A 24,086-nucleotide genomic window follows, 5' to 3' on the forward strand; every position below is an offset into this window, starting at 1 on the left:
GGGTGTCCATGATGCAGAATCCGGTGAATTGGGGCGTATTGGGAGCTGCGAAATTCGCGCGGCAATATATGGCCCCTGCAATCCACGCAGCTGAGGGCGCGCGTCTGGCAGGCCTTGCGACGTCCGATCCCGCCAAAGCCGAACCGTTTCAGGCCTTTTGCCCGGATTTGACGGTTTATGACAGTTATGATGCGTTGCTGAACGACCCACAGATTGAGGCCGTTTACATCCCGCTGCCCAACCATTTGCATGTCGAATGGAGCCTTAAGGCACTGGACGCCGGTAAACATGTGCTGTGTGAAAAGCCGATGGCTATGACCGTGTCCGAATTTGCCCCATTGATCAACAAACGGGATGAGACCGGATTGTTGGCGGCCGAGGCTTATATGATCGTCCAACACCCTCAATGGAAGTTTGTACGCAAGCTGATCGCCGACAAGGCGATCGGGAATTTGGCCCATGTGACGGGTGCGTTCAGCTTTGACAGCCGGGCGGATACGGCAAACATTCGCAACCGGGCTGAGACCGGCGGAGGTGGGCTGCGTGATATTGGCGTCTATGTGATTGGCAGCGCGCGCTTTGTCACCGGGCAGGAGCCGATTCAGGTCGAATCCGCCATCCGGTGGGAGGATGGGGTCGACGCTTTTACCGAGATTCGCGCTCAGTTCCCGGATTTCACCTATTCCAGCTATGTCTCGATCCGAATGCATCCGCATCAAGAGATGGTGTTTCATGGCGACCGCGGCATGATCCGGCTGACTGCGCCGTTCAATCCGCGTGTGTTCGGAGAGGCGCGTGTCGAATTGCACCGCCCCGGCCTGGAAATACAGGTCACACGTTTCCCCGCGGACGATCACTATAAGCTGCAGGTCGAAGCTTTTTGTCGGTCGGTCCGTGAGGGTGCCGAATATCCCTGCCCGCTGGAGTTTTCACGCGGCACGCAGGAAGTGATTGACCGTGTGCTGGAGAATGCAGTGGCGCTGCCATGACTTGCCACGCTTCTTGAACCGCTGCAAAATCGGCTAACACCTTTACAGGAGGCATCCCGATGGCAGGTGGCTGGGCGCGCGACGGCGCAGTAAGCGAACAGATCGAAGCATCCATTTCGGATGAGCTGGCCCGAATGCAGGCCCAGAAACGGCCCGTAGGCGAAAGCCTGACCCAATGTGCCGAATGCGAAGAACCAATCCCCGAAAAGCGCCGCACAGCACTGCCTGGCGTGAAACTGTGCCTCGAGTGCCAGCAAGAACGTGACGGAGTGCATAAAATGCGCGGCGGTATCAACCGGCGCGGGTCGAAGGACAGTCAGTTGAGGTGAGTTTATTATGTTTGCTTTGAGCCCAAAGTAGAGGATGCTGCTTTTTGCTCGAATGCTCATTTGACGCAACGTTGACCAGACCACGAAACTCATCTAGTGACGCGTTCAATCTGAGGAGTGCCCTGTCAGTGATCAAGTAATTTCCACCCTGCACGAAGCTAACTGGCTTCATTGGAAATCATTGTACAGGAGCAGCAGATGCATCCCATTATCTATGACGTCGCCGTATCGCTTGACGGGTTTATCTCTGGTTTGTCTGGAGACATTTCGAAATTCGCCCATGAAGGGCCCGTTGTCGACGACTATGCCAATCGGCTTGAAGGCTACAAGACAGCAATCATGGGCCGGAAGACCTATGAGTTTGGCTATGAATACGGACTAGAACCCGGACAGAACCCATATCCGCACATGAACACGATTGTGTTCTCAAACACGTTTCAGTTGCCTGAGAAATCCGAGGTATCGGTTCTAAAGCGGCCAGATCCAGACGATATTCGGCAGATAGCCCGAGAATCAGATGGCCCGGTATATTTGTGCGGCGGAGGAGAGTTCGCAGGATGGATGCTCGTCGAAGGATTGATCGACAGGCTGATCCTCAAGCGAGCGCCATGTATCTTGGGAACCGGAGTTGGATTGTTTGGCAGCAATACATCGGCCTTGAGCCTGTCTCGGACCAAAACCGAAATATATGAAAACGGGTATACTCTGGAAGAATTCGTAGGTTTCTGACTTCTTGAAGCGGACATTCGGACTGTTCGTTCGTTTGTCCGCTTTGTCCGCGAAGCAGACATCACCGTCTCCGCTTCAGGCGGCTTCAGCCCTCCATCGCCTCCAACTCGTCAATAAAGCCCGAGATCATCGACAGGCCTTTGTCCCAGAACTTGGGATCGCTAGCATCCAGACCGAACGGGGCCAGCAGCTCTTTGTGGTGTTTTGACCCACCGGCGCGCAGCATGTCGAAGTATTTGTCCTCGAACCCGTCGGCGCCGCTTTCGTAGACGGAATAGAGCGCGTTTACGAGGCCGTCGCCAAAGGCATAGGCGTAGACGTAGAAGGGCGAGTGCACGAAATGTGGGATATAGGCCCAGAACGTCTCATACCCTTCCATGAATTCAAATGCGGGGCCGAGGCTTTCGGCCTGAACGCTCATCCACAGGGCGTTGATGTCGTCCGGGGTCAACTCGCCCTCGCGGCGTGCGGCGTGCAATTTGCATTCGAAGTCATAGAAGGCGATTTGGCGCACGACCGTGTTGATCATGTCCTCGACCTTGCCAGCCAGCAGAATCTTGCGCTGCTCAGGGGTTTCGGCCTTGTCCAGCATTTTGCGGAAGGTCAGCATTTCACCAAAAACCGAAGCGGTTTCGGCCAGCGTCAGCGGGGTGGAAGACAGCATCTCACCTTGATCGGCGGCCAAAACCTGATGAACGCCATGGCCCAGCTCATGCGCCAGGGTCATCACATCGCGGGGCTTACCAAGATAGTTCAGCATCACATAGGGGTGGACGTCAGTTACGGTGGGATGCGCAAAGGCGCCCGGCGCCTTGCCCGGTTTCACCGCGGCATCAATCCAACCCTTCGAGAAGAACGGCGCGGCGATCTCACCCATACGCGGATCAAAGGCCTCATAGGCATCCATCACGGTTTTCTCGGCGTCATCCCAGCCGACAATCTGCGTGTCTTCCATCGGCAGGGGGGCGTTGCGATCCCAGACCTGCATCACGTCCAGACCCAGCCATTTGCGCTTTAGCTCGTAGTACCGGTGGCTCAGCTTGGGGTAGGCAGCCACGACCGCCTCGCGCAGGGCCTCGACGACCTCGGGTTCGACGTCATTCGACAGATGGCGACCAGTCTGCGCAGTCGGCATATTGCGCCAGCGGTCGACGATTTCCTTTTCCTTGGCCTGCGTGTTGTGAACGCGCGCGAAGGTCTTGACGTTGTCCTGAAACACCCGGGCCAATTCGCGAGAAGCCGCTTCGCGTTTGCTGCGGTCCTGCTCGGTCAGTAGGTTGAGTGTGCCTTCGATGTTCAACTCTTCTCCGTCAACATCAAAGGTCAAGCCCGCGATGGTCTCGTCGAACAGGCGTTCCCAGGCATCGCCAACAACACCCAGATCGTGCAGGAATTTTTCTAGCTCGTCAGATAGCTGATAGGGTTTCATTGCGCGGATGCGGCGGAATACGGGCTCGTAACGGGCCAGATCGGTGTTGGCGTCGAAATGCGCTTTTAGCGCGTCGTCGTCGAGGCGATTGATTTCCAGCGTGAAGAACACCAGCGGCGTGGTAAAGACAGTGATCTTTTCCTGCATGTCCGAGAGGAACTTGGCGCGCTCGGCGTCGGTCGTCAGCTGATAATAGCGCAGTCCGGCAAAGGACATGATACGCCCGGCGATCGAATTGATCTTTTCGTTCCGCAACACGCAGGTCAGCAAGCCCTGGGCATCAAGATCCGCCAAATTGCCTTCGTAATCTGCGGCAAAGGCGGCGCATTCGGTTTCCAACCAGTCCAGGTCACGCGCAAGCTCGGCCGCGTCTTCCGAAGCATAGAGATCCGTCAGATCCCATTCCGGCAGGTTGCCAAGATTATCGGCCCCGCCGACCGCGTTTGCGTCACGTACTGGAAAAGGAAGGTCGCGCATGGATCACCTCGAAAATCTGCTTTGGCAAACATCTAGGCGCGACCGGCGAGGATCACAAGCGGACAGTCAAAGGGAAAGCGCCAGTTCCAGGGGGTGATCCGTCTATGCAGCTTTGAAATGCGCGGCGATTTGGTCAAATGCAGGGTCGCGCACCTCTGGTGGTTCCATCAGGACTTCGTGTTCACCGTCTGGAATTTCGATCAACGTGCTGTTGGGCCAGTTTGCCATGCGTGCGCGGATGGCCTTGCGGTCCACAATCTGCTCGTGGGAGCCAAGATATGTCAGGCATGGAATGGCTGGGGCAGTCTGCACCATCAACCAGTCGCATTCATCTAATGCCTCGCGCAGCCAGATCGTCGACGGCGCACCAAGGGACAGTTCGGGATACTTGGCCAGATGATCCTGCATCATTTTGTACATGGCAGGATCGCGCGTCAGGCTATTGCCTTCGAAAGGCTGTGTCAGAACATAGCTGTCCAGTGATGTGGTTGGGGGCGTCTTTTCGCCAAACCCCAGTCGTGGGGCCCAATTTGCGGTCAACCGGCTGATGGGTTTCATAAGGGGCGTAAAGAAAATCCCCCACATCGGACCGGTAAAAACACAGGTAGCAAAACAATCGTTTTCCAAAACTGCCCGCAATCCAATGGCACCACCCATAGAGTGGCCGATAACATGCCAGGGCCTGGGCAGATCAAGCTTTGTGGCCAGCTCTAGCGACACATCTACGTCTTGCTGATAGTCGGTGAATTTATCGACATGGCCAACCCGCGGGTCGTCAAGCAACCGGTCTGCCAATCCCTGACCCCGCCAATCGATCACCAGCACGGCAAAGCCACGCTTGACGAATTCACTCGCCGCATCACCGTATTTTTCGATGTATTCAGTGCGACCGGGAAACAGCATGACAGTCCCGTTCGCTGTACCTTCGGGGCGCCAATGCGCCACGCGAATTCGGGTGCCGTCGGCGGTGTTCAACCAATGTGCAACACCGCCAGCGGGGCCGCCAGCCACGTCTTCGAACAAAGGGGCCGACGGGTATTCCATCAGGCCAGGGCCGAGGCGAGTTTCATTGCCGCGCCCATGTCGCCGTCAATGCTCAGTTTTCCGGCCATGAAGGCGCTTGTCGGGTCCAGATCACCATTGAGAATTTGCTCGAACGTGTCCGCATCAGCGTTCAAAGTCACGTCCGTTTCTTCATCGCTGATGCGCGCGCCGCTTGCATCAACTACAATCGCGCCCAAATCCGCGATGGCAAATTTAGCCGATGCGTCGAAATCGCCGCCCGACAGTTTCTCATTCAGCACTGCTGCGGCTTTTTCCAATGAATCGCTCATGATCTTCCTCATTTTGTTAGTACGCCGTGAATGGACTTCCTCGGTCGCAACGCTACACTGACACTTGTTATGAGCAATGCAATCAACAATCTCAAAGGTACCGTTGCGGCACTTTCTGTCCTAGTCATGTTTTCCTCCACTTGCCTTGCGCAGCAGGAGGATTCCCGCGACGAGGCCGAGTTGTTGCAGAACCTTGCGCAGGCCACACCGGACCAGGCGACCGGAATCGACCGCCAGTTACGGGCGCTCTGGTCGCAATCTGGTTCGGCCTCCGCCGATCTGCTGCTGGAGCGTGGGCGCGAAGCACTGGATGATGGTGACACCTATGCCGCGATCGAGCATTTGACGGCCCTGACAGACCACGCGCCTGATTTCGCCGAAGGCTGGCACGCGCGGGCCTCTGCGTTTTTTGGGATCGAAAGGTTCGGGATGGCTGCCGCAGATCTGGAACATGCCCTGACGCTGAACCCGAACAACTATGAGGCCATCTACGGGCTTGGATTGATATTTGAGATTCTGGGTCAGCCCGAAAAAGCATTTGCGGCCTATTCCCATGCCTTGGCTATACATCCCCATTACGAAGAAGTAACCAATGCAGTGAATCGACTGAAAGCCCAGGTCGAGGGCTCGGCCCTCTGAGAACCGAGGGCAGGGGGCAAAGGTGAGCGGGTCATCCCGAATCGTGGCCGTACTTGGCCCAACCAATACAGGCAAAACCCATTACGCAATCGAACGTATGCTGGGGTACCGCACGGGGGTGATCGGCTTGCCGCTGCGTCTGCTTGCGCGCGAGGTATACGACAAAATCGTCGCCATTCGCGGGCCGTCGGTGGTGGCGCTGATCACCGGGGAAGAACGTATCGTACCGCCGCGTGCGAAATATTGGGTCTGTACGGTCGAGGCGATGCCCGAAGGCATGGGTGCCGATTTTGTGGCTATCGACGAAATCCAACTCTGCGCCGACCCGGAACGCGGCCACGTCTTCACCGACAGGTTGCTGCGCGCGCGCGGCACCAATGAAACCCTGTTTCTGGGATCCGATACCATGCGCGGTCCCATCGCGGCACTTGTGCCCGAAGCACAATTCGTCCGGCGAGAGCGGATGTCGCAACTGGTCTATGCCGGCTCCAAGAAAATCAGCCGCATGCCACCGCGCAGCGCCATCGTCGGGTTTTCGGTCGACAACGTCTATGCCATCGCCGAGCTGCTACGCCGTCAAAAGGGTGGGGCAGCTGTGGTCATGGGGGCGCTTAGTCCGCGTACACGGAATGCACAGGTTGAGCTCTATCAGAATGGTGAGGTCGACTATTTGGTTGCCACCGATGCCATCGGGATGGGGTTGAACCTGGATGTGAACCATGTTGCGTTCTCGTCCCTGACCAAATTCGATGGTCGGCGGATGCGGCCCCTGGCCCCGAATGAGCTTGCCCAAATTGCTGGCCGCGCAGGGCGCGGAATGTCCGATGGAACCTTCGGCGTGACCGGCGAGGCGCCGCCTCTGGACGACGGTGTCGCGCAGGCCATTATGGACAGCCGCTTTGCGCCGATGAAAAAACTGAATTGGCGGAATGCCGCCTTGCAGTTTGGTTCGATTGACGCTCTGATCCGCACGCTCGAGATTAGCCCGGATAGCGAACACCTGATCAAAGCCCGTCCGGCAGATGATCTGAATGTGCTTAAATCCTTGTCGCAAGTTGCCGAAATTGCGGCCCGTGCCAGTGATCCGCAATCCGTTCGTTTGTTGTGGGATGTGTGCCGAATCCCCGATTTTCGCGGCATCAGCCATGCCGAACATGCCAGCCTGCTCGAAGTGATTTTTGGCCACCTGCATGAAGGTGGTTCGATCCCGGATGACTTTATGGCGCGGCAAATCCGCCGGATCGACCGAACGGATGGCGATATAGATGCACTGTCAAAAAGGTTGGCATATATTCGCACCTGGACTTACGTTGCGCAACGAAATGGTTGGGTGCGTGACGAATCCCATTGGCGTGATGAGACGCGCATTGTAGAAGACAGGCTGTCAGACGCTCTGCATGACCGTTTGACTCAGAGATTTGTGGACCGGCGCACATCCGTTTTGTTGCGCCGGCTCAAACAGAAGGAGGCCCTTTTGGCCGAAGTAAATGACAAGGGTGAAGTGACCGTCGAAGGTGAATTCGTCGGTCGTCTGGAAGGGTTCCGGTTCAGTCCGGACAAAAGCGCGCAAGGAGCCGAGGCGAAAGCCTTGAAATCGGCGTCCTTGCAAGCCCTCGCGCCGCAATTCCATCTGCGTGCCGATCGCTTCTATAATGCACCCGATACCGAGATTGATTTTACCGATCAGGGTGGCCTGATGTGGGGTGAATATGCCGTTGGCAAGCTGGTTGCCGGGGCAGAGCCTCTCAAGCCGCTGGTCGAGGTTTTTGTGGACGAGGCCGCGGGCCCCGATGTTGAACAGAAAGTTCAGCGTCGCCTGCAGCATTTCATCGACCGCAAAGTGGCCGCACTGTTCGAGCCGTTGCTGAACCTGTCGCGCGATGAAGAACTCAATGGGCTAGCTAGGGGCTTTGCCTTCCGCATGGTTGAGGCGCTGGGCGTATTGCCGCGCGCAGGTGTCGCGCAAGACGTCAAGGATCTGGATCAGGACGCCCGTGGCGCGCTGCGCAAACACGGTATCCGCTTTGGTCAGTTCACCATTTTCATGCCGCTGCTGCTGAAACCGGCCCCAACGCGTCTGCGTCTTGTTCTGTGGGCATTGGCAAATGGCCTGCAGGAATTTCCCGACGCGCCGCCTCCGGGTCTTGTTACTGTGCCCATCGCCAAAGGCGCACCTGACGGTTATGACACTATGTGTGGTTATCGCGATGCGGGCGAACGCTCGATCCGGATCGACATGCTGGAACGTCTGGCCGACATGCTGCGCGCTGAAGACAGCCGTGGTGGGTTCGAGGCCAAGCCTGACATGCTGTCGATCACCGGTATGACGCTGGAACAATTCGCCGACCTGATGCAGGGGCTGGGCTACAAGGCCGAACGCGCCGAGCGTGAAAAGGTTAAGCCCGCACCGGCAGAGCTACCTGCCGCAGAGGCCACGGAAGCAGCTGCCTCCGAGGAAGTGCCCGCACCAGAGGGAACCCCCGAAGAGGTCGCCGCACCCACCGAGGCGTCAGCCGAGGCCACCGAAAGCACCGAGGCAGCAGCCGAGGCCACCGCGCCGACAGCCGCAACAGATGAACCCGAAGTTGAGGTCTTTTATACCTTCACTTGGGGCCGTCAGCGTCAGGCCAACCAAGGCCCACGCCGCGAACAGCGACAGGGGCAGGGCAAAGGTAAGCCGCGCGGTAAGCCTCAGGATGGCCGGGGCAAGCCGCAGGGCAAGAAAGGTGGCAAGCCGCAGGGTGCCAAGACCTTCTCATCTCGTCCGCCCAGGAAAGAAAAGCCCATTGATCCCGATAACCCGTTCGCGGCCGCGCTTATGGGTTTGAAGGAAGGCAACTAAAGCCTGATGACCGAGGCCCGGCTTCGGATCGATAAATGGCTGTGGCAGGCGCGGTTCTTCAAGACCCGAAGCCTGTCCGCCAAGCAGGTCAGTGGCGGCCATGTCCGCGTCAACGGAAACCGGATCCTGAAACCGGCGCAGCCTGTGGCCCCCGGTGATGTTCTGACCTTCCCTCAGGGGCGGATTGTGCGCGTTGTGCGTATCGAAAAACTGGGTGATCGGCGCGGACCGGCAACCGAGGCGCAGACACTATATACCGATTTGACCGAAAAGCAGGACACGCAGCCGCGAATTCCAGGGTTTGAGGGAAAAGGTCGTCCCACCAAGAAGGATCGGCGTGTACTTGATCTTTCTCGCAATCAAGATAGCTGAACATATCTTGAAGCTGACGCCATACTGATTTAGCTAGACGCCCAAACCGCAAACGGGAAATTCACCATGACCTATGTTGTCACTGAAAACTGCATCGCCTGCAAATACACCGACTGTGTCGAAGTGTGTCCGGTGGATTGTTTCTACGAAGGTGAGAATACACTGGTCATCCATCCCGATGAATGCATCGATTGCGGAGTATGTGAACCTGAATGTCCCGCTGATGCGATCCGTCCGGATACTGAGCCGGGCATGGATCAATGGGTCGAGTTTAATCGCAAGTTCTCCGAGCAGTGGCCGGTGATCGTGACCAAGAAAGACCCGCTGCCTGATGCAGAAGAGCGTGATGGCGAAGAGGGTAAGATGGAGAAATACTTCTCTGAGGCCCCCGGCGAAGGCGGCTAAGCGATTCGCGCTCTGAACTTGTCAGTTCAGCAGTGGGATGGCGCCTTATCTATCTGTTTCTTAACACCTTTCTTTCATGTGGAAAGGGGCAGCCTTTCGAGTGTCTCAATTTTGTGATATACTCGGAAATTGAACGTTGATTGAGATGGGGATGACTCCGTAAGTATGCTCGCTTTGGAGTTCTGATTAGTTGAAAACACAGCAACCTGACCGGGCCGTACTGGCACGGGGTGGGTCGTTTTGTTGTCTGTCCCGCGCTCTCGTAACCAAGGAAGAACCTGTATGTCTAAGTCGAAGAAGCTTGAGTTTCGCCCCAACGACTATGTTGTTTACCCGGCCCATGGTGTCGGTCAGATCATTTCGATCGAAGAACAGGAAGTTGCGGGATACTCGCTCGAGCTGTTCGTCATTTCCTTTGAGAAAGACAAAATGACCCTGCGCGTGCCGACCAACAAAGCGACCGAGTCTGGTCTGCGGTCGCTCAGCTCGCCGGATGTCATCAGCCAAGCGATGAAAACGCTGAAGGGCAAGGCCAAGGTCAAGCGTGCCATGTGGTCCCGCCGGGCACAGGAATATGAACAAAAGATCAACTCGGGTGATCTGATCTCGATTGCCGAAGTTGTCCGCGATCTGCACCGCACCGATGATCAGCGCGAACAGAGCTATTCCGAACGTCAGCTTTATGAAGCCGCGCTTGAGCGTCTGACCCGCGAAGTCGCGGCAGTATCCGGCGCAGGTGAAGTGTCCGCGGCCAGGCAGGTGGATGAGGTTCTGACCTCGCGCGCGGCAGCGGCGGCCTGAACCTGCTGAAATCAGAATTTTAGGGCCATCCCCGCAAGGAGGTGGCCTTTTTATATTGCAGTCACCTATTGAAATCGGGGCCACTAAACCTGCGTAGCTACGGCCATAAGAAACCCTAACTCGGCCAGTTGTTGAGTGGCGCCCAGTATGTCACCGGTATGACCCTCGATCTTGGCCTTGGCTAGCATCGCCATTGCCACCGCAGAGAAAGCGGCAATCAGCGCAGGGAAAACCACCTGCAACCCGATCATTGGCAGAGTGAGCAGCAGCGCCATGGCCCCGCCGAGTATCACCGCGGTCGATCCGGGTGCGCCGACTGAATGGCTAAGGCCCGATTGGCGGGCATTTGGAAGGACGGACATAACAACAGGCATCATAGCCCGCGAAACGATGCATGCGGCCAATATGATGGTAAAACCCGCATTCGAAAGGATCGCGGCAATCAACGACACGCGCAGCAGTTGCGAAGAAATCAGGGCAAGGACGCCATAGGTGCCGATGTGGCTGTCCTTCATGATCTCTAGCCGCCGTTCAGGCGTGAAACCGCCCCACAGCCCGTCGGCGGTATCTGCAAGCCCATCCTCGTGCATCGCGCCGGTGGAGATGGTCAGGACAAGAACGACAAGTATGGCACATGCTATCGACGGGAGCCCCATAGCCGTCGCCATCCATCCCACAGCACAGGCCAACATGCCGACAACAAGCCCCGCCAATGGAAAGGCCCAAACGGCGCTGGCCTGACGCGAGAACACTCTGTCAGGCAGCCGCGGCACGGGCAAACGCGTCAACAGGACCAAAGCCAGCGGAATATCCCAGGCAGAAATGAGCTTGGTGTCGTTTTTTAGCACTCCTGCGCCTTTCAGGGTCTTGTCGGTTTGATCGCTTCGGTTAAACACGCAGGACCACTCTGATGCAACGAGGCTTTGGATGCTGCCCGAAATTAACAATCTGAATTCTTTCCGCGAAGCTGTCCGGCAAGCCTCCGGGCCCGATGATGCCGCTGCGCAAGGGGCGACTGACCGTAATGGGCAGCTGACCAAACCTCCGGGCGCGCTTGGTCGGTTGGAAGACCTGGCAATCTGGTATGCAGGCTGGCGCGGGGATGCCCGCCCGCAGATCACCTCGCCGCAGGTTATCGTGTTTGCCGGAAACCACGGTGTCACAGCACAGGGTGTTTCGGCCTTTCCGCCGGAAGTGACCGTGCAGATGGTGTTGAACTTTGAACATGGCGGGGCGGCCATCAACCAGCTGGCCAAGGCGGCTGGGGCAACGATGGATGTCCACGCGCTGGAGCTTGAACGACCGACCGCGGATTTCACATCAGGTCCAGCTATGTCAGAGGACGACCTGTTGCAGGCGCTGCGCACCGGGTGGGCTGCGGTCAGACCAGACGCCGATCTTCTTGTTGTTGGTGAAATGGGTATCGGCAACACGACCCCCGCAGCGGCGATTGCTTGCGCCTTGTTCGGAGGTCAGGCGGGCGATTGGACTGGTCGCGGAACAGGTGTCGATGATGCGGGATTGGCAAACAAAACCCGTGTGGTGGCCGAAGGTGTTACGCTACATGGCGGTTCGGGCGATGGGCTAGAGATTCTGCGCCGTCTGGGCGGACGCGAGATCGCCGCTATGGCCGGAGCCATTGCCGCCGCACGCGCGCTGCACATTCCGGTTATTCTGGATGGCTTTATCTGCTCAGCCGCCGCCGCGTGTCTGTCTGACCTTTCAGAGAGCGCGCTGGATCACACGGTCGCCGGGCACCAGAGCGCGGAAGGTGCGCATGGCGCTGTGTTGGCCAAGCTCGGTAAAGAGCCTTTGCTGAAGCTGGGGCTGCGACTGGGTGAGGGCTCTGGCGGGGCGCTGGCGATCAATATCCTCAAAAGCGCTGTTGCCTGTCATTCCGGCATGGCGACCTTTGCCGAAGCTGGCGTCTCGGACGGTTGATCCGCGCGGCCTGACCGTCAGTTGAAGGTCAGGCCGATTTTTTGTCGTTTTCTTCTGCCAATTCCAGCAGTTCGGTCTCAAGGTCTTTTTCCAGCTGCTGCGCACGCTCGATGTATTTTTTGTTCTCGGCGGTGGGCAGCCCGGGAATCCAGAGCTCTGCCAGTTCACGAACCGACATGCGATCATGGTGGTAGAAAGTCTGTTCGGCCTGCGCTGCCTCGTATTCGCTGAGACCCACATTCTCGAGCACATATCGCCCGGCCCGTAATGAGCCATCGAATGTCTCGCGCACTATGTCGTTCGCGCCGGCTTGATACAGCTCGTACACATGGGTCCGATCCCGTGCCCGCGCGACGATGTGTAGGTCTGGGCGCTGGCGGCGCGCATAGCCGACAAGACGCGTCACCTTCTTGCGATCATCCATCGCAGCCACCAGAACAGATGCTTTTTCAAGGCCGGCCGCGCGCAACAGTTCCGGACGGGTCGGATCCCCCAGGAACCCTTTTACGCCAAAGCGACGCATCAGCTGGATGGTTTCGATGTTATGGTCAAGAACGATGGTTTTGAACCCGCTTGCCTGCACCAGACGATTGACGATCTGACCAAATCGCCCGATCCCGGCGATGATGACCGGGCCTTTCTCGTCGATCTCATCCGGTTCGGGTGCCGGAGTGCCATCCCCCATCCGGCGCGAGAGAAGATCATAAATGATGAACAAAAGCGGCGTGATCAGCATGGTCAGCGCAATGATCATCAAAAGTTTTTGTGACAAATCCCCTGGAATCACATTCTGCTGGGTCGAAAACGCCAGCAGGACAAAGCCGAACTCACCCGCTTGCGCCAGCCCCAGTGTAAACAGCCAGTGATCGCGTCCGCGCAGTTTAAAGGCGCGGCCAACCAAGAACAGAATGATCCCTTTGACCAAGATTACCAACAGGGCCAGTCCGATCAGGTCGAAGGGGTCGTCAAAGAAATAGGCGACATCGATGCCTGCGCCAACGGTGATGAAAAACAGACCAAGGAAAAGGCCTTTGAACGGCTCTAGGTCGCTCTCCATTTCATGCCGGAACTCGGAACTGGCCAGCACCACACCTGCAAGAAACGCGCCCAGAGCGGGTGACAGGCCAACCAGCGTCATCAGGAAGGAAATGCCAACCACAATCATCAACGCCAGCGCCGTATACATCTCGCGGAGGCGAGTCGCATGAATAAAGCGGAACAAGGGCCTGGTCAGGTACACTCCGGCGAGAATGACGAAACCGATCGCGGCAATGGTGACAAGCGTTACCGCCCACCCTGGCAACCCCTCGACCAATGACAAGCTATGATGCGCCGCGCCGTGGTGCCCCGTGGATATGCGGTTGATAGATCCGTCATTTGCAATCTGGGGAATGGCAGGCAGAGCCAGCAGTGGAAGCAGTGCCAGGATTGGTATGACCGCGATGTCTTGAGTCAGCAGTACTGAAAACGTCGCCCGTCCTCCGTTCGTTTTCATCAGGCCCTTTTCCGACAGGGTCTGCAAAACAATCGCAGTTGATGACAGGGAAAGCGTCAGCCCCACTGCCAGGGCTACGGACCATGGATGATTTGCATACATGGCGACGCTGGCGATCACTGCGGTCGATAAAAGCACCTGGAGGCCGCCAAGCCCCAAAAGCCTGTCCCGCATATCCCAAAGAGCGCGCGGTTCCAGTTCAAGTCCGATCAGGAACAGCATCATGACTACGCCGAATTCAGCCACATGCTGCAGGTTTTCCGTTTCCGCACCCACCAATCCGAACAACGGCCCTATGACAAGGCCCGCGGCCAGATATCCCAGTACAGAGCCCAGTCCCAGACGCGCCGAAAGCGGCACGGCGATCACAGCCGCAGCCAGATAGATCGTCGCCTGGTAAAGGAAGTTGTCCATGATCGTCCTTTCAATGCGCTCAGGTGGGCAGGGGGGCGTCGCGTTTGAGCTGATCCATAACGATTTGGCTTTGTATCCGAGCCACTGCAGGATGTGGAAGGATTACCTGATGAAGCAAGCGATTAAGCGCGGATAGATCGTCGCAATAGACATGTAGTAAATAATCGGCCTCACCTGTCATTGTCCATGCGCTGGTGATTTCGGCGCGTGTTTCGACCATACGGGCAAAGCCTTCAGATTGCTCGGGGCCGTGCGTACTCAGATGAACCTGAACAAAACCCTGCACCTGCAACCCTAACTTTAGAGGATCGAGGCGTGCGACATAGCTGGTGATATACCCTTCAGCTTCCAGCCGTTGGCGCCGGCGACCAGCCTGACTGGGCGACAGGTTCAACATCTCTCCAAGTTGGTGTGCTGTTAGGTGGGCGTTTTTCTGCAGCGCTGACAGCAGGCGCGTATCAGTGGAATCAAGCATGTGCGGAAAAACTCCGTGATTGGCCAATCTTATGCGCAATTTACGCGCGCTCCTTTAAGTTATTGGAAAACTATGCGCGAAAAAAGTGCCGATTAAGACGTATTTTGAAATCAGCAAATAAATTCCTGTATTAACGGAGACGCGCCATGGGTCCTTTCCCTCACAACGCCCCGAAATCAATCATATCGGATGAAAACCCCGCCGGAACCGATGGGTTCGAGTTTGTCGAGTTCGCACATCCCGAGCCGCAAAAGCTGCGCGATCTGTTCGCAAAGATGGGATTCGCGCTGGTAGGTCACCACAAGGACAAGCCTGCGATTGAGTTGTGGCAACAGGGTGATGTGACTTACATCCTGAATGCAGATCCCGACAGCTATTCTGCCCGGTTCGTGGGCGAGCATGGCCCTTGTGCTCCGGCGATGGGATGGCGCGTCGTGGATGCGCAGAAAGCCTATGAGCACGCTGTAGCGAAAGGGGCTGAACCTTATGACGCGGCAGACAAGACACTGAATGTGCCTGCAATCAAGGGGATTGGCGGATCGTTGATCTATTTCATTGATCAATATTACGAAACATCGCCCTATAATCAGGAATTCACATGGACCGAACAGTCCAAGCCCCGGGGGGATGGGTTCTATTATCTCGATCACCTGACCCACAATGTTTACAAGGGCAATATGGACAAGTGGTTCAAGTTCTATGGTGATTTGTTCAACTTCCGTGAAATCCGTTTTTTTGACATTCAGGGCAAATTCACCGGTCTTTTTAGCCGCGCGCTGACGTCTCCATGCGGGCGTATCCGCATTCCGATCAACGAAGATCGCGGCGAAACCGGGCAGATCGTTTCCTACTTGAAGAAATACAAGGGCGAGGGCATCCAGCATATCGCTGTGGGCAGCGAGGATATCTATGCCTCGACCGATGCGATTGCCGAAAAGGGATTGAAGTTCATGCCCGGCCCGAACGAAGCCTATTATGAGTTGTCTAAAACCCGCGTGGTCGATCATGAAGAGCCGTTGGACCGGATGATGAAGCACGGCATCCTGATTGATGGAGAGGGCGTTCTGGACGGTGGTGAGACCCGGATTCTGCTGCAAATCTTCTCGAAAACGGTCATCGGACCGATTTTCTTCGAGTTCATTCAGCGCAAAGGCGACGATGGGTTTGGCGAGGGAAACTTTAAGGCGCTGTTCGAATCCATCGAGCGAGAGCAGATTGAAAGTGGAGAAATTTCAGCAGCTTGATGCAAGAAGGTAATCCTGCGTGGTCACTCGCGCAGGCCGCCCCTTAACCACGTGGCATCTTGAGAACCACGTTTCGCCCGCGTTTCTGATAGCGCAATTCATTGTCGCTGATAGCAATGACATTGCCGCCGTCAAGCCTGTCCCCGATCTTAAGCTTTTTGTACCTGCCACTGGGCAGCCGAACCAATGCGCGGCGATTGGATGGGCTGCCGTAAACCCCGATCAGGTTCAGTTTCCGCAGGTTGATTGCATTGTCGATTGTGGCCTGCCGTGCAACCGAAGCCGAGGATGGGATTTTGGGCGCTGTGGTTTTGGGCTGGAACGTTCCGACCTCATTGTTGAGCTGTTCAATTCCAGCTGCCGAACCCAAAGTCGCAGTACCTGCACTGGCCTGCCGGGTCAGTCCGGCCGGTCGGAGTTTGGGGCGCGGCACCCTCATTTCCGCAAGGGGCTCAGTCGATTCCGGGGGCGGCGGGGCACGCAATAGGGATTCCGGGCGCGGTTTCGGGCGAATTCCGGACAATTCCTTCAATGTACGCCCTTGAAGCCGTTGCCGTTCAAAATTTTCGGCCAGGTTCTCGGGCCTTGGTTTTGGTCGCAATGTCGCCAGCCTGTTGTCGACCACTTCCTCAACAGGTGCCTTTTCCAGCCGGACCAAAGCCGATGGAGGGGGAGTTTTAGAAGGTGTTCCCAAATAGACAACCACCCCGTCCGGGTTCAAGACACCTTCTTTGGTTGGTATTACCAGCCCGCGCTCATCAAGGCTGAACCTAGCCCCGGCAGCGGTTGAAAGTGGTTCGAAATCAAATGGCAGGTCGGTGTCGTATGTGTGTACTGGCGGCAATGCGATTGCATCACGCGACAGATTCGAGTCGTCTTTGGAGGCCAGATACAGCTCAATTTGCGGATCCTGCGCTGGCGCTATCAAAAGGCCCGGTGACGTGATTTCGATCTCCGGCTGTGTCGGAACTAACTGAGGTTCAGGCTCAAGCTCGATTTCGTCTACCAACGCGGGCGCAACGTTCAGCGCCTCAAGAATGGCCTGGTCGGTTGCAGACAGCTCTGGCTCTGATTCAGAGGTCGGTGCCATTTCTGGTTCTGCGGTCTCGGGCACTGTGACTTCGGCCTGTGCTGCGGGTGTCTCTGCAGGCTCGACAGGTCCAGAACTCGGCTCGAGTTGGGATATTGTTTCGTCCAGCAGGGCCAGTTCTGAATCGGCAGGGGCAGGGCTGTCTTCTCTGAAAAGACTCCATATGCCACCGGCTACCAACATCAAAGCCACCGCCGCTGCAATTCGCACTGATGGCAGAGAGGCCCAGTTAGGTGCGGCCACTTTTTGGACAGGCCAAAAGCTGGTCGGAGCGGTAGAATCGGCGATCGCGTGAACAACCGGACTATCCTGCGCGGGGTCTGTGGCGATCGCTTTGGGCGCGTTTGTGGTCGCAGGCGCGTCCCCAAGCGGGAAAAACGGTTCGGTCGGAAAGTCATCTGTTTCATATGCAGCGCTGAACGCGACCGGAACGAATCCGTATCCCAGCACAAACCCCCGAGCTTCCTCCAGTGTATCGCGTGGAACGACGGCGACGCATGTGGTCGCCCCGTCATGTGCCGTGACATATACCAGCTCTGTCAGATCATAAGGGGTGGCATCGGATACAGCGTTTTGCACAGCCTGTTCGGTGTCTTCGAAGGATGATCCGGCGGCCTCAACCTTGATGAATTTGACCTGATCCCTTGGGATGATGACCTTGCAGCTCAGGTCATTTTCAAGCGCAAACCCCTTGTCCCGAAGCGCTTTCAACTGCTCTTCCAAGTTGGAGGCATCCAACGACACCTCACCTATGGCGAACCAGTCGCCATCGGAATTGTGGTGCAAAGAAATTCCGGTTGTAGAAATGGACAGCGCAAAAGCGGGTTTCATAATCCGGAGGAACCATAATTGTCAGTTGCAATGCAAACGATGCCTCGTCCGCAGACCGACATTAAAGCAGGATCTCGCCGAGGGAAAGAAAAAGCCTGCGTCTCCTCTTGCCCCGTGACCCGGTGCAGCCCCATGTTGAAATCAGGATAATTGGAGGGAAGATATTGAAGAAAATCGCTTTTCTGGCCGCTGTGCTGGCCATGACGTCGGTAGGGATGGCAACTGCGGAAGAACGTCGCATCATTGTTGATGCGGTAGGCATGGTGCATGTGGCCCCGGATATGGCCACCATTACCCTGGGTGTAACAAACGAAGATGCACAGGCATCAAATGCGATGCAAGCGACTTCGGACGCGGTGGCCAAAATTCTGACTCGACTGGATGAGATGGGGATCGAAACCCGTGATGTGCAAACACGTGATCTGTCTTTGTCGCCGGTATGGTCTGGGCGGAACAGTTCTAGCGGAGAGCGGCCCGAGATTTCCGGCTTTGTCGCATCCAACAGCGTCGTGGTGCGTGTTCGCGATCTGTCGCAGCTGGGTACCATCATGGATGCGGTCATTGACGACGGGGCCAACAATTTCGGCGGGCTGAGTTTCGGAATTCAGGACCCTGCACCGCTTGAGGCACAGGCGCGGGCCAAAGCTGTCGGTGAGGCGCGGGCAAAGGCCAACCAACTGGCACAGGCGGCCGAAGTCACGCTGGGACCGGTTCAGATGATCCGCGAACAGGCCGGAGGGTTCAATCCCATGCCTCAAATGCGTGCAATGAACATGGCGGCTGAGGGCGGCGTTCCGGTTTCCGGGGGCGAGATTTCGGTCTCGGTCAACGTGTCGATGGAATTTCTGATTTCCGACTAGGATGTGTCGCTGGTTCGGGCCATCAGGGATTGCCGCTGCTGGCCCGATTGATCAAAATTGTCCGGCGACAGCCAGGCCTCGAAAGCCGAGCGGATGCGCGGCCATTCTGTATCGAGGATCGAGTACCAGGCCGTATCGCGGTTGCGCCCCTTATAATGGGTGGCCTGCCGAAAGATGCCCTCGAAGGTAAAGCCCAGCCTTTGGGCCGCGCTGCAGGACGGGGCATTCAGCGCGTCGCATTTCCATTCATAACGGCGATACCCCAGCTCGTCGAACACGCGGCGCATCATCAAGTACATCGTCTCGGTGGATTTCGGGCTGCGCTGCAGCAGCGGTGAGAAATGGATGTGCCCAACCTCGACCACACCGGCCGCAGGTTCAATCCGCAGGAACGAGGCCATGCCAATCGGGGTGCCATCACCGTCTAGCACTGTGTGGAACATGGGATCGGCATCCATACAGGACGCGCGGGTCCAGGCGGCGAAATCTTCTTCGCTTTCGAATGGGCCATAGGGCAGATAAGTCCAGTTCCGCCCATCAGTGTCATTGGCAAACGCCCGGTACAGACCGGGCGCATGCCTGTTCACATCAAGGGGCACGACCGAGCAATAGTGACCTTCCATCGGCGTATAAGGCGGCGTCGGGCGCGGAAAATTGCCCGAAACCGGCCGGCCGATGGGTTGGCCAAGATCGTTGATGTCGTGCCCGGCCATTTGTCAGGCCGTTGCCTTGGCCAGCGCCTGATCAAGATCGGCAATCAGATCGTTGGCGTCTTCGATGCCAATGGAAACCCGAACAACGCCGGGACCGGCGCCTGCGGCCTCTTGCTGTTCCGGGGTCAGCTGACGGTGGGTGGTCGAGGCCGAATGAATGATCAACGATCGCGCGTCGCCCAGGTTGGCCACATGGCTGAAGATCTCCAGCGCGTTCACCAGTTTGACACAGGCGTCATAGCCGCCTTTGACCGCAAACGTGAATAGCGCACCGGCCCCTTTAGGGTAATGCGTCTTGACCCGGTCGTGATAGGGCGAGGACGGCAAGCCCGCATAGGTCACATATTCCACGCGGTCATCGGCCTCTAGCCAGGCTGCGATCTTTTGCGCGTTCTCTACATGACGCTCCATTCGCAGAGACAGGGTCTCGATCCCCATCAGCGTGTAATGCGCCGCCTGTGGGTTCATCGTCATGCCCAGATCACGCAGGCCGATGGCGATGCCGTGGAATGTGAAGGCCAGCGGACCGAATGTCTCGTGGAATTTCAGCCCGTGATAGGCCGGTTCCGGCTGGCTGAGCGAGGAAAATTTGTCATTCGCGGACCAATCGAACTTGCCCGAATCCACGATACAGCCGCCGGTGACAGTGCCGTTGCCGGTCAGGTATTTGGTGGTTGAATGCACAACCAGCGTCGCGCCGTGCTCAATCGGGCGGCACAGATAGGGTGTGGCCGAGGTGTTGTCGACGATCAGCGGAATGCCGGCGCCATCCGTCACATCCGCCAGTGCGCGGATATCGGTGACATAGCCGCCCGGGTTGGCGATGGATTCGCAGAACACCGCTCGTGTATTTTCGTCGATCGCGTCCTTCACAGCATCCAGATCGTCAGTATCCACAAACTTGGCAGACCAGCCGAACCGTTTGATCGTCTGGCTAAACTGAGTGATCGTGCCGCCATACAGCCGGGTCGAGGCCACCACGTTGCAGCCAGGTCCCATCAGCGGGAACAGTGCCATGATTTGGGCGGCATGACCGGACGAGCAGCAAACTGCTCCAACGCCACCCTCAAGCGTTGCCACGCGTTCCTGCAGAACCGCCACGGTGGGATTGGTCAGGCGGGAATAGATAAAGCCGACTTCCTGCAGGTTGAACAGAGCCGCCGCGTGGTCTGCATCGCGAAACACATATGCCGTTGTTTGATATATCGGCGTCTGACGCGCACCTGTTGCCGGGTCAGGGCGTGCGCCTGCGTGAATTTGAAGCGTGTCGAAACCGTAGGTGGGGCCGTCAGACATGGTGAAAATCTCCTGTTGGGCTATGTGTTGCAGAATCTCTAGGCGATTGGACGCGTGCGCACAACATTGCTGTCAGCGCATCCATAGACCTTTGCTTTTGATCTTGTTGCGAATGACCTGCTCGCGGTGGGGCAGGTTTTCGCGATCGAACATCTCGCGTATTTTGTGCCCTTTGCGCTGGAGCACCAGTTTCTTTATTGGGTCATAGCCCTTGAGCACTTTCTTGAACTTGTTGGGCGCAACCACAGTTTCCAGAACCTCGATCACATGGTCGCTTTCGCGTGCATACAGCAGAGGAAACAGACGGTAGTGGCACGTGACCGACCCGTCCAGCAGGCCAGTGGGCAGTGCGTCGCGGCCGCCGCCAAGGGCATGGATAACCAGCGGCAATGCGACCTGATCCAGCCATGGGTCCAGTGTTTGGCCCGCGAGTTCCGGGATATCCTCATCCCGGATAGTGCAGGCATATTCCAGGAACCGTTCGCCGAACTGGCGTGGGCATCTGTAAAAGAAATAACCCGCATTGAAATACAGATAGCGCCGCCAGTATTCGGCTGGTTGGGCCTTGTCCAATGAGCTGTCGAAATCCAGTTCGAACCGCTCATACAGGGCGCGCCAGATACCGTCATACCCCGGACCATACAGGGTCGGGCGCGGCCATGTTCCCTCGAGTTTCAGCGAGGCACCGGGGCGGTCAAAATCGAAGGGCACACTATTCAGGTCTCCGGTGACAAGCGTATCGCTGTCGAAAAAGACAAACGGTTCCCCCTCGGGCAGGGCCAAGAGCGCTTCGATCTTGTTTCCATAGGGATAGCTTCCACCGAAAGCCCGGTTTTCAAACGGTAGAATTTCGGCCCCAAGCTGATGTAGCGCTTTCAGGACATCCTCATCCTGAATGCCGGGATCCTGTGACCATCGGGCCCCCGGTTGAGGAACGGCAACGAACAGGCGGCCAGCGAAATCGGGACAGCTGTGTCGTAACGAGGCTGTAAACAGCAGTGCCTCGTATTGCAGCCGGTTGTTTTGGCCGATGACCACGATATTGAATTTATTGTTGGCGGTCTGCATCGGGCGTCTCTCGGGTTCGTGGCGTTGGGCCAGCACTGCTCGAATTTTGGTTGGGCGTACACTAGGTAGAGACGTGGCACAAAACCAGATGTGATCATAGATCATGCATCTGAATTTTGAATTCAGGACTTGCGCAACCATCTAGAGACCAGACCCAACAGGAGAAGCCGCATGAGAGTTAACGCAGATTTCACAAAACGTGTTGCTGTGCATTTCGACCGGAATGACTGGATTGCGTCACCTGCCGCAGGGGTCGAGCGCAAGATGTTGGACCGGATCGGGGAAGAGGTCGCCCGCGCCACCACGATTGTCCGCTTTGCCCCAGGAAGCGCCTTTGCCGCCCATACGCATGATGGAGGAGAGGAGTATTTGGTGCTGGACGGTGTGTTTCAGGACGAGACCGGTGATTTTCCTGCAGGTAGTTATGTGCGCAATCCTCCGACATCTTCCCATACGCCTTCGGCAAAAGAAGGCGCGACGATACTAGTCAAACTGCACCAGTTTGACCCCGAGGACAGGACCGAAATTCGTCGGTCGATTACCGGGGATTCGAATCTTCAGCTTTTCAAGGACGCACGCGAAGATGTTCGCGTATTGAATCTGTCACCTGGCGAAAAGCTGGATCTAGATGCAGTCGATGGGTTGGAGTTGTTTGTCATCGCAGGTTCGGTGCAGGAATCCGACGAAGAATTTTCGGTCTGGGACTGGTTGAGATTACCGCCAGGTGCGCGTTCCACTGCTTTGGCAGGAGCAGAGGGCGCGCGAATTTGGATCAAATCTGGGCACCTGTCACAGATGATCTGAGCGGTTCCGGCCCAAAAAACCAGCAATGTACAGTAAAAAACCGGGTGTTTCGGCCTGGTTATTCATTTTTTGACCATTTGGCAAAATTTACCATTTGATAAAAAATCAGATTGTGCCAAGCTGAGGCCATAACAACATATCTACAGGGAGTAGAGCGATGGCACAGGGCCAGATGGTCCCCGGCATAGTCTCCGGGAGGCTTTCCAGCGATGAGCTGACCTCGAATTTCACGGATCTGCATCCACCACTTGCCCCGCATGAGGCCGCAGTGGCCGCGGATCGGTGCTATTTCTGCTATGACGCGCCGTGTGTGACGGCCTGTCCGACAGACATTGATATTCCATTGTTCATGCGCCAGATTCAGGCCGGTCAGCCTGAAGCTGCAGGTGAAACCATCCTTGGCCAGAATATCTTGGGTGGCATGTGCGCCCGTGTTTGTCCGACCGAAACGCTGTGCGAGGAAGTCTGCGTACGCGAAACCGCCGAAGGATCGCCAGTCGAGATCGGGCGTTTGCAGCGGTTTGCTACTGACAGTGTTATGGCATCGGGCGACCATCCGTTCCAGCGCGCCGCATTCACCGGCAAAACGGTGGCCGTGATCGGGGCAGGGCCCGCAGGGCTGGCCTGTGCGCATCGGCTGGCGATGCTGGGGCATGATGTGGTCATTCACGAAAGCCGCCCAAAACCCGGCGGTCTGAATGAATATGGAATTGCCGCCTATAAATCGACCAATGATTTCGCTCAGGCTGAGATCGATTGGTTGCTGAGGATCGGCGGCATCACCATCGAGACCGGATCTGTGCTGGGCGAGGGCCTGTCGCTGGATGGCCTTGTTGACAACTATGATGCGGTTTTCCTGTCCATCGGTCTGACAGGTGTGAATGCATTGCGAGCGGGCGGCGAGGATCTGACCGGCGTGCGCGACGCGGTCGACTTTATCTCGGATGTGCGTCAGGCGGCCGATCTGGCTGAGCTGCCCGTTGGGCGGAATGTCGTCGTCATCGGAGGCGGCATGACCGCGGTTGACGCAGCTGTAAAGTCGAAATTGCTGGGCGCGGAAAACGTCACCATCGCCTACCGGCGCGGACGCGAGGCGATGGGTGCCAGCCGCTATGAGCAGGATCTGGCCGCATCGCACGGCGTCAGGATCATGACCAATGTTCAGCCCATAGCCGTACACGGCAACGGGGCAGCCGCCGAGATCGAATTGGAGTATACTGCCAGCCATGACGGTCAGTTGAAGGGCACCGGCGAGAAAACCCGCCTGCCTGCCGATCAGGTGCTGAAGGCAATAGGTCAGACGCTGGAAGGAGCGCCCGAAGGGCTGACGTTGGACGGGAACAAGATCGCCGTCACGGGCGCCGGGCGCACATCGGTACAAGCGGTCTGGGCCGGAGGCGACTGCGCCGCAGGCGGGGATGACCTGACCGTGACCGCAGTGGCCGAGGGGCGCGATGCCGCGATGGATATCCACGCAAGTCTGATTGCGTGAAACTCAATGATCAAGAT

23 protein-coding genes are annotated in these 24,086 nt (G+C 57.1%); 13 read left to right on the forward strand and 10 right to left on the reverse strand.

What is annotated here, in order from left to right; genetic code table 11:
* Positions 1–11 precede the first annotated feature (11 nt).
* From AC2FH6_RS00675 to AC2FH6_RS00685, 3 genes are all read left to right on the forward strand, one after another.
* Positions 12–989: a Gfo/Idh/MocA family protein gene (locus AC2FH6_RS00675; protein ID WP_496701502.1), complete on the forward strand. Its 978-nt coding sequence runs from the start codon at positions 12–14 to the stop codon at positions 987–989.
* Between the two features lie 59 nt (positions 990–1,048).
* On the forward strand, positions 1,049–1,318 hold the full coding sequence (locus tag AC2FH6_RS00680; RefSeq protein ID WP_496700741.1) for a DksA/TraR family C4-type zinc finger protein: 270 nt from the start codon (positions 1,049–1,051) through the stop codon (positions 1,316–1,318).
* A 198-nt stretch (positions 1,319–1,516) separates the two neighbouring features.
* Positions 1,517–2,047: a dihydrofolate reductase family protein gene (locus AC2FH6_RS00685; protein WP_496690729.1), complete on the forward strand. Its 531-nt coding sequence runs from the start codon at positions 1,517–1,519 to the stop codon at positions 2,045–2,047.
* Between the two features lie 85 nt (positions 2,048–2,132).
* Here the strand turns inward: AC2FH6_RS00685 and AC2FH6_RS00690 are convergent, their stop codons facing one another.
* The 3 genes from AC2FH6_RS00690 to AC2FH6_RS00700 all read right to left on the reverse strand — a co-directional run bounded on the left by AC2FH6_RS00690 (position 2,133) and on the right by AC2FH6_RS00700 (position 5,287).
* Positions 2,133–3,953, reverse strand: coding sequence for a M3 family oligoendopeptidase (locus AC2FH6_RS00690; RefSeq protein ID WP_281994761.1), 1,821 nt, complete (start codon positions 3,951–3,953; stop codon positions 2,133–2,135).
* 102 nt (positions 3,954–4,055) lie between these two features.
* A complete protein-coding gene (locus tag AC2FH6_RS00695; protein WP_496700744.1) occupies positions 4,056–4,997 on the reverse strand; it encodes an alpha/beta fold hydrolase in 942 nt (313 codons plus the stop codon).
* Positions 4,997–5,287 (reverse strand): SCP2 sterol-binding domain-containing protein, encoded by a 291-nt coding sequence (locus tag AC2FH6_RS00700; protein WP_142634424.1) that lies wholly within the window; start codon positions 5,285–5,287, stop codon positions 4,997–4,999. Before AC2FH6_RS00700 ends, AC2FH6_RS00695 begins: the two co-directional genes overlap by 1 nt.
* 69 nt (positions 5,288–5,356) lie before the next feature.
* Between AC2FH6_RS00700 and AC2FH6_RS00705 the strand changes: the two genes are divergently transcribed.
* The 5 genes from AC2FH6_RS00705 (at position 5,357) to AC2FH6_RS00725 (ending at position 10,346) form a co-directional block, all read left to right on the forward strand.
* Positions 5,357–5,926, forward strand: a complete 570-nt coding sequence (locus AC2FH6_RS00705; protein ID WP_281972267.1) for a tetratricopeptide repeat protein — start codon at positions 5,357–5,359, stop codon at positions 5,924–5,926.
* A 22-nt stretch (positions 5,927–5,948) separates the two neighbouring features.
* A complete protein-coding gene (locus tag AC2FH6_RS00710) occupies positions 5,949–8,768 on the forward strand; it encodes a helicase-related protein (protein ID WP_496700746.1) in 2,820 nt (939 codons plus the stop codon).
* A gap of 6 nt (positions 8,769–8,774) precedes the next feature.
* Positions 8,775–9,140, forward strand: a complete 366-nt coding sequence (locus tag AC2FH6_RS00715) for an RNA-binding S4 domain-containing protein (protein WP_496700748.1) — start codon at positions 8,775–8,777, stop codon at positions 9,138–9,140.
* Positions 9,141–9,206: 66 nt separating this feature from the next.
* The gene (gene fdxA, locus AC2FH6_RS00720) at positions 9,207–9,545 is read left to right on the forward strand and encodes a ferredoxin FdxA (RefSeq protein ID WP_085821728.1); all 339 of its coding nucleotides are present in this window, start codon (positions 9,207–9,209) and stop codon (positions 9,543–9,545) included.
* A gap of 282 nt (positions 9,546–9,827) precedes the next feature.
* Positions 9,828–10,346 carry a CarD family transcriptional regulator gene (locus AC2FH6_RS00725; RefSeq protein WP_142634416.1) on the forward strand — a complete coding sequence of 173 codons (519 nt, stop codon included), beginning with the start codon at positions 9,828–9,830 and terminating at the stop codon, positions 10,344–10,346.
* A gap of 83 nt (positions 10,347–10,429) precedes the next feature.
* Here the strand turns inward: AC2FH6_RS00725 and cobS are convergent, their stop codons facing one another.
* Positions 10,430–11,194: an adenosylcobinamide-GDP ribazoletransferase gene (gene cobS, locus AC2FH6_RS00730; RefSeq protein ID WP_496700750.1), complete on the reverse strand. Its 765-nt coding sequence runs from the start codon at positions 11,192–11,194 to the stop codon at positions 10,430–10,432.
* Positions 11,195–11,273: 79 nt separating this feature from the next.
* Between cobS and cobT the strand changes: the two genes are divergently transcribed.
* Entirely contained in the window at positions 11,274–12,287 is a 1,014-nt protein-coding gene (cobT, locus tag AC2FH6_RS00735; protein WP_496700752.1) for a nicotinate-nucleotide--dimethylbenzimidazole phosphoribosyltransferase, read from the forward strand.
* 28 nt (positions 12,288–12,315) lie between these two features.
* Here cobT and AC2FH6_RS00740 read toward each other — a convergent pair whose 3' ends face one another.
* Together AC2FH6_RS00740 and AC2FH6_RS00745 are read right to left on the reverse strand one after the other, a co-directional pair.
* Positions 12,316–14,196, reverse strand: a complete 1,881-nt coding sequence (locus AC2FH6_RS00740; protein ID WP_142634410.1) for a monovalent cation:proton antiporter-2 (CPA2) family protein — start codon at positions 14,194–14,196, stop codon at positions 12,316–12,318.
* A gap of 19 nt (positions 14,197–14,215) precedes the next feature.
* Positions 14,216–14,671: an Lrp/AsnC family transcriptional regulator gene (locus tag AC2FH6_RS00745; protein WP_142634408.1), complete on the reverse strand. Its 456-nt coding sequence runs from the start codon at positions 14,669–14,671 to the stop codon at positions 14,216–14,218.
* Between the two features lie 146 nt (positions 14,672–14,817).
* On the opposite strand from AC2FH6_RS00745, the gene hppD reads away from it, so the two are divergent.
* On the forward strand, positions 14,818–15,915 hold the full coding sequence (gene hppD / locus AC2FH6_RS00750) for a 4-hydroxyphenylpyruvate dioxygenase (protein ID WP_496700754.1): 1,098 nt from the start codon (positions 14,818–14,820) through the stop codon (positions 15,913–15,915).
* A gap of 43 nt (positions 15,916–15,958) precedes the next feature.
* Here the strand turns inward: hppD and AC2FH6_RS00755 are convergent, their stop codons facing one another.
* Positions 15,959–17,836, reverse strand: a complete 1,878-nt coding sequence (locus AC2FH6_RS00755) for a hypothetical protein (protein ID WP_496700756.1) — start codon at positions 17,834–17,836, stop codon at positions 15,959–15,961.
* A 164-nt stretch (positions 17,837–18,000) separates the two neighbouring features.
* On the opposite strand from AC2FH6_RS00755, the gene AC2FH6_RS00760 reads away from it, so the two are divergent.
* Positions 18,001–18,696, forward strand: coding sequence for an SIMPL domain-containing protein (locus AC2FH6_RS00760; RefSeq protein ID WP_282021349.1), 696 nt, complete (start codon positions 18,001–18,003; stop codon positions 18,694–18,696).
* Here the strand turns inward: AC2FH6_RS00760 and AC2FH6_RS00765 are convergent.
* From AC2FH6_RS00765 to AC2FH6_RS00775, 3 genes are all read right to left on the reverse strand, one after another.
* Positions 18,693–19,409, reverse strand: a complete 717-nt coding sequence (locus tag AC2FH6_RS00765; protein WP_496700758.1) for a GNAT family N-acetyltransferase — start codon at positions 19,407–19,409, stop codon at positions 18,693–18,695. The two genes, AC2FH6_RS00760 and AC2FH6_RS00765, sit on opposite strands and share 4 nt — an antisense overlap.
* A 3-nt stretch (positions 19,410–19,412) precedes the next feature.
* Entirely contained in the window at positions 19,413–20,705 is a 1,293-nt protein-coding gene (locus tag AC2FH6_RS00770; protein WP_271946534.1) for an O-acetylhomoserine aminocarboxypropyltransferase/cysteine synthase family protein, read from the reverse strand.
* 72 nt (positions 20,706–20,777) lie between these two features.
* Complete coding sequence (locus AC2FH6_RS00775) at positions 20,778–21,773, reverse strand: GT-B fold glycosyltransferase domain-containing protein (RefSeq protein WP_496700760.1); 996 nt, start codon at positions 21,771–21,773, stop codon at positions 20,778–20,780.
* A gap of 171 nt (positions 21,774–21,944) precedes the next feature.
* On the opposite strand from AC2FH6_RS00775, the gene AC2FH6_RS00780 reads away from it, so the two are divergent.
* A complete protein-coding gene (locus tag AC2FH6_RS00780; RefSeq protein ID WP_496700762.1) occupies positions 21,945–22,577 on the forward strand; it encodes a cupin domain-containing protein in 633 nt (210 codons plus the stop codon).
* Between the two features lie 157 nt (positions 22,578–22,734).
* Complete coding sequence (locus tag AC2FH6_RS00785) at positions 22,735–24,069, forward strand: NAD(P)-dependent oxidoreductase (RefSeq protein ID WP_496677798.1); 1,335 nt, start codon at positions 22,735–22,737, stop codon at positions 24,067–24,069.
* The last annotated feature ends 17 nt before the right edge of the window (positions 24,070–24,086 follow it).

Source organism: Ruegeria sp. CDSC045 (genome assembly GCF_059610725.1).

Bases quoted from the DNA above. Each gene is read 5' to 3' on its own strand.
- AC2FH6_RS00740 (WP_142634410.1), bottom strand. From the start codon at position 14,196: ATGGACAACTTCCTTTACCAGGCGACGATCTATCTGGCTGCGGCTGTG.
- AC2FH6_RS00695 (WP_496700744.1), bottom strand. From the start codon at position 4,997: ATGGAATACCCGTCGGCCCCTTTGTTCGAAGACGTGGCTGGCGGCCCC.
- AC2FH6_RS00685 (WP_496690729.1), top strand. From the start codon at position 1,517: ATGCATCCCATTATCTATGACGTCGCCGTATCGCTTGACGGGTTTATC.
- AC2FH6_RS00690 (WP_281994761.1), bottom strand. From the start codon at position 3,953: ATGCGCGACCTTCCTTTTCCAGTACGTGACGCAAACGCGGTCGGCGGG.
- AC2FH6_RS00785 (WP_496677798.1), top strand. From the start codon at position 22,735: ATGGCACAGGGCCAGATGGTCCCCGGCATAGTCTCCGGGAGGCTTTCC.
- AC2FH6_RS00770 (WP_271946534.1), bottom strand. From the start codon at position 20,705: ATGTCTGACGGCCCCACCTACGGTTTCGACACGCTTCAAATTCACGCA.
- AC2FH6_RS00715 (WP_496700748.1), top strand. From the start codon at position 8,775: ATGACCGAGGCCCGGCTTCGGATCGATAAATGGCTGTGGCAGGCGCGG.
- AC2FH6_RS00780 (WP_496700762.1), top strand. From the start codon at position 21,945: ATGAGAGTTAACGCAGATTTCACAAAACGTGTTGCTGTGCATTTCGAC.
- AC2FH6_RS00775 (WP_496700760.1), bottom strand. From the start codon at position 21,773: ATGCAGACCGCCAACAATAAATTCAATATCGTGGTCATCGGCCAAAAC.
- AC2FH6_RS00705 (WP_281972267.1), top strand. From the start codon at position 5,357: ATGAGCAATGCAATCAACAATCTCAAAGGTACCGTTGCGGCACTTTCT.
- AC2FH6_RS00700 (WP_142634424.1), bottom strand. From the start codon at position 5,287: ATGAGCGATTCATTGGAAAAAGCCGCAGCAGTGCTGAATGAGAAACTG.
- hppD (WP_496700754.1), top strand. From the start codon at position 14,818: ATGGGTCCTTTCCCTCACAACGCCCCGAAATCAATCATATCGGATGAA.
- AC2FH6_RS00755 (WP_496700756.1), bottom strand. From the start codon at position 17,836: ATGAAACCCGCTTTTGCGCTGTCCATTTCTACAACCGGAATTTCTTTG.
- AC2FH6_RS00745 (WP_142634408.1), bottom strand. From the start codon at position 14,671: ATGCTTGATTCCACTGATACGCGCCTGCTGTCAGCGCTGCAGAAAAAC.
- AC2FH6_RS00680 (WP_496700741.1), top strand. From the start codon at position 1,049: ATGGCAGGTGGCTGGGCGCGCGACGGCGCAGTAAGCGAACAGATCGAA.
- cobT (WP_496700752.1), top strand. From the start codon at position 11,274: ATGCTGCCCGAAATTAACAATCTGAATTCTTTCCGCGAAGCTGTCCGG.
- AC2FH6_RS00675 (WP_496701502.1), top strand. From the start codon at position 12: ATGCAGAATCCGGTGAATTGGGGCGTATTGGGAGCTGCGAAATTCGCG.
- AC2FH6_RS00765 (WP_496700758.1), bottom strand. From the start codon at position 19,409: ATGGCCGGGCACGACATCAACGATCTTGGCCAACCCATCGGCCGGCCG.
- AC2FH6_RS00725 (WP_142634416.1), top strand. From the start codon at position 9,828: ATGTCTAAGTCGAAGAAGCTTGAGTTTCGCCCCAACGACTATGTTGTT.
- fdxA (WP_085821728.1), top strand. From the start codon at position 9,207: ATGACCTATGTTGTCACTGAAAACTGCATCGCCTGCAAATACACCGAC.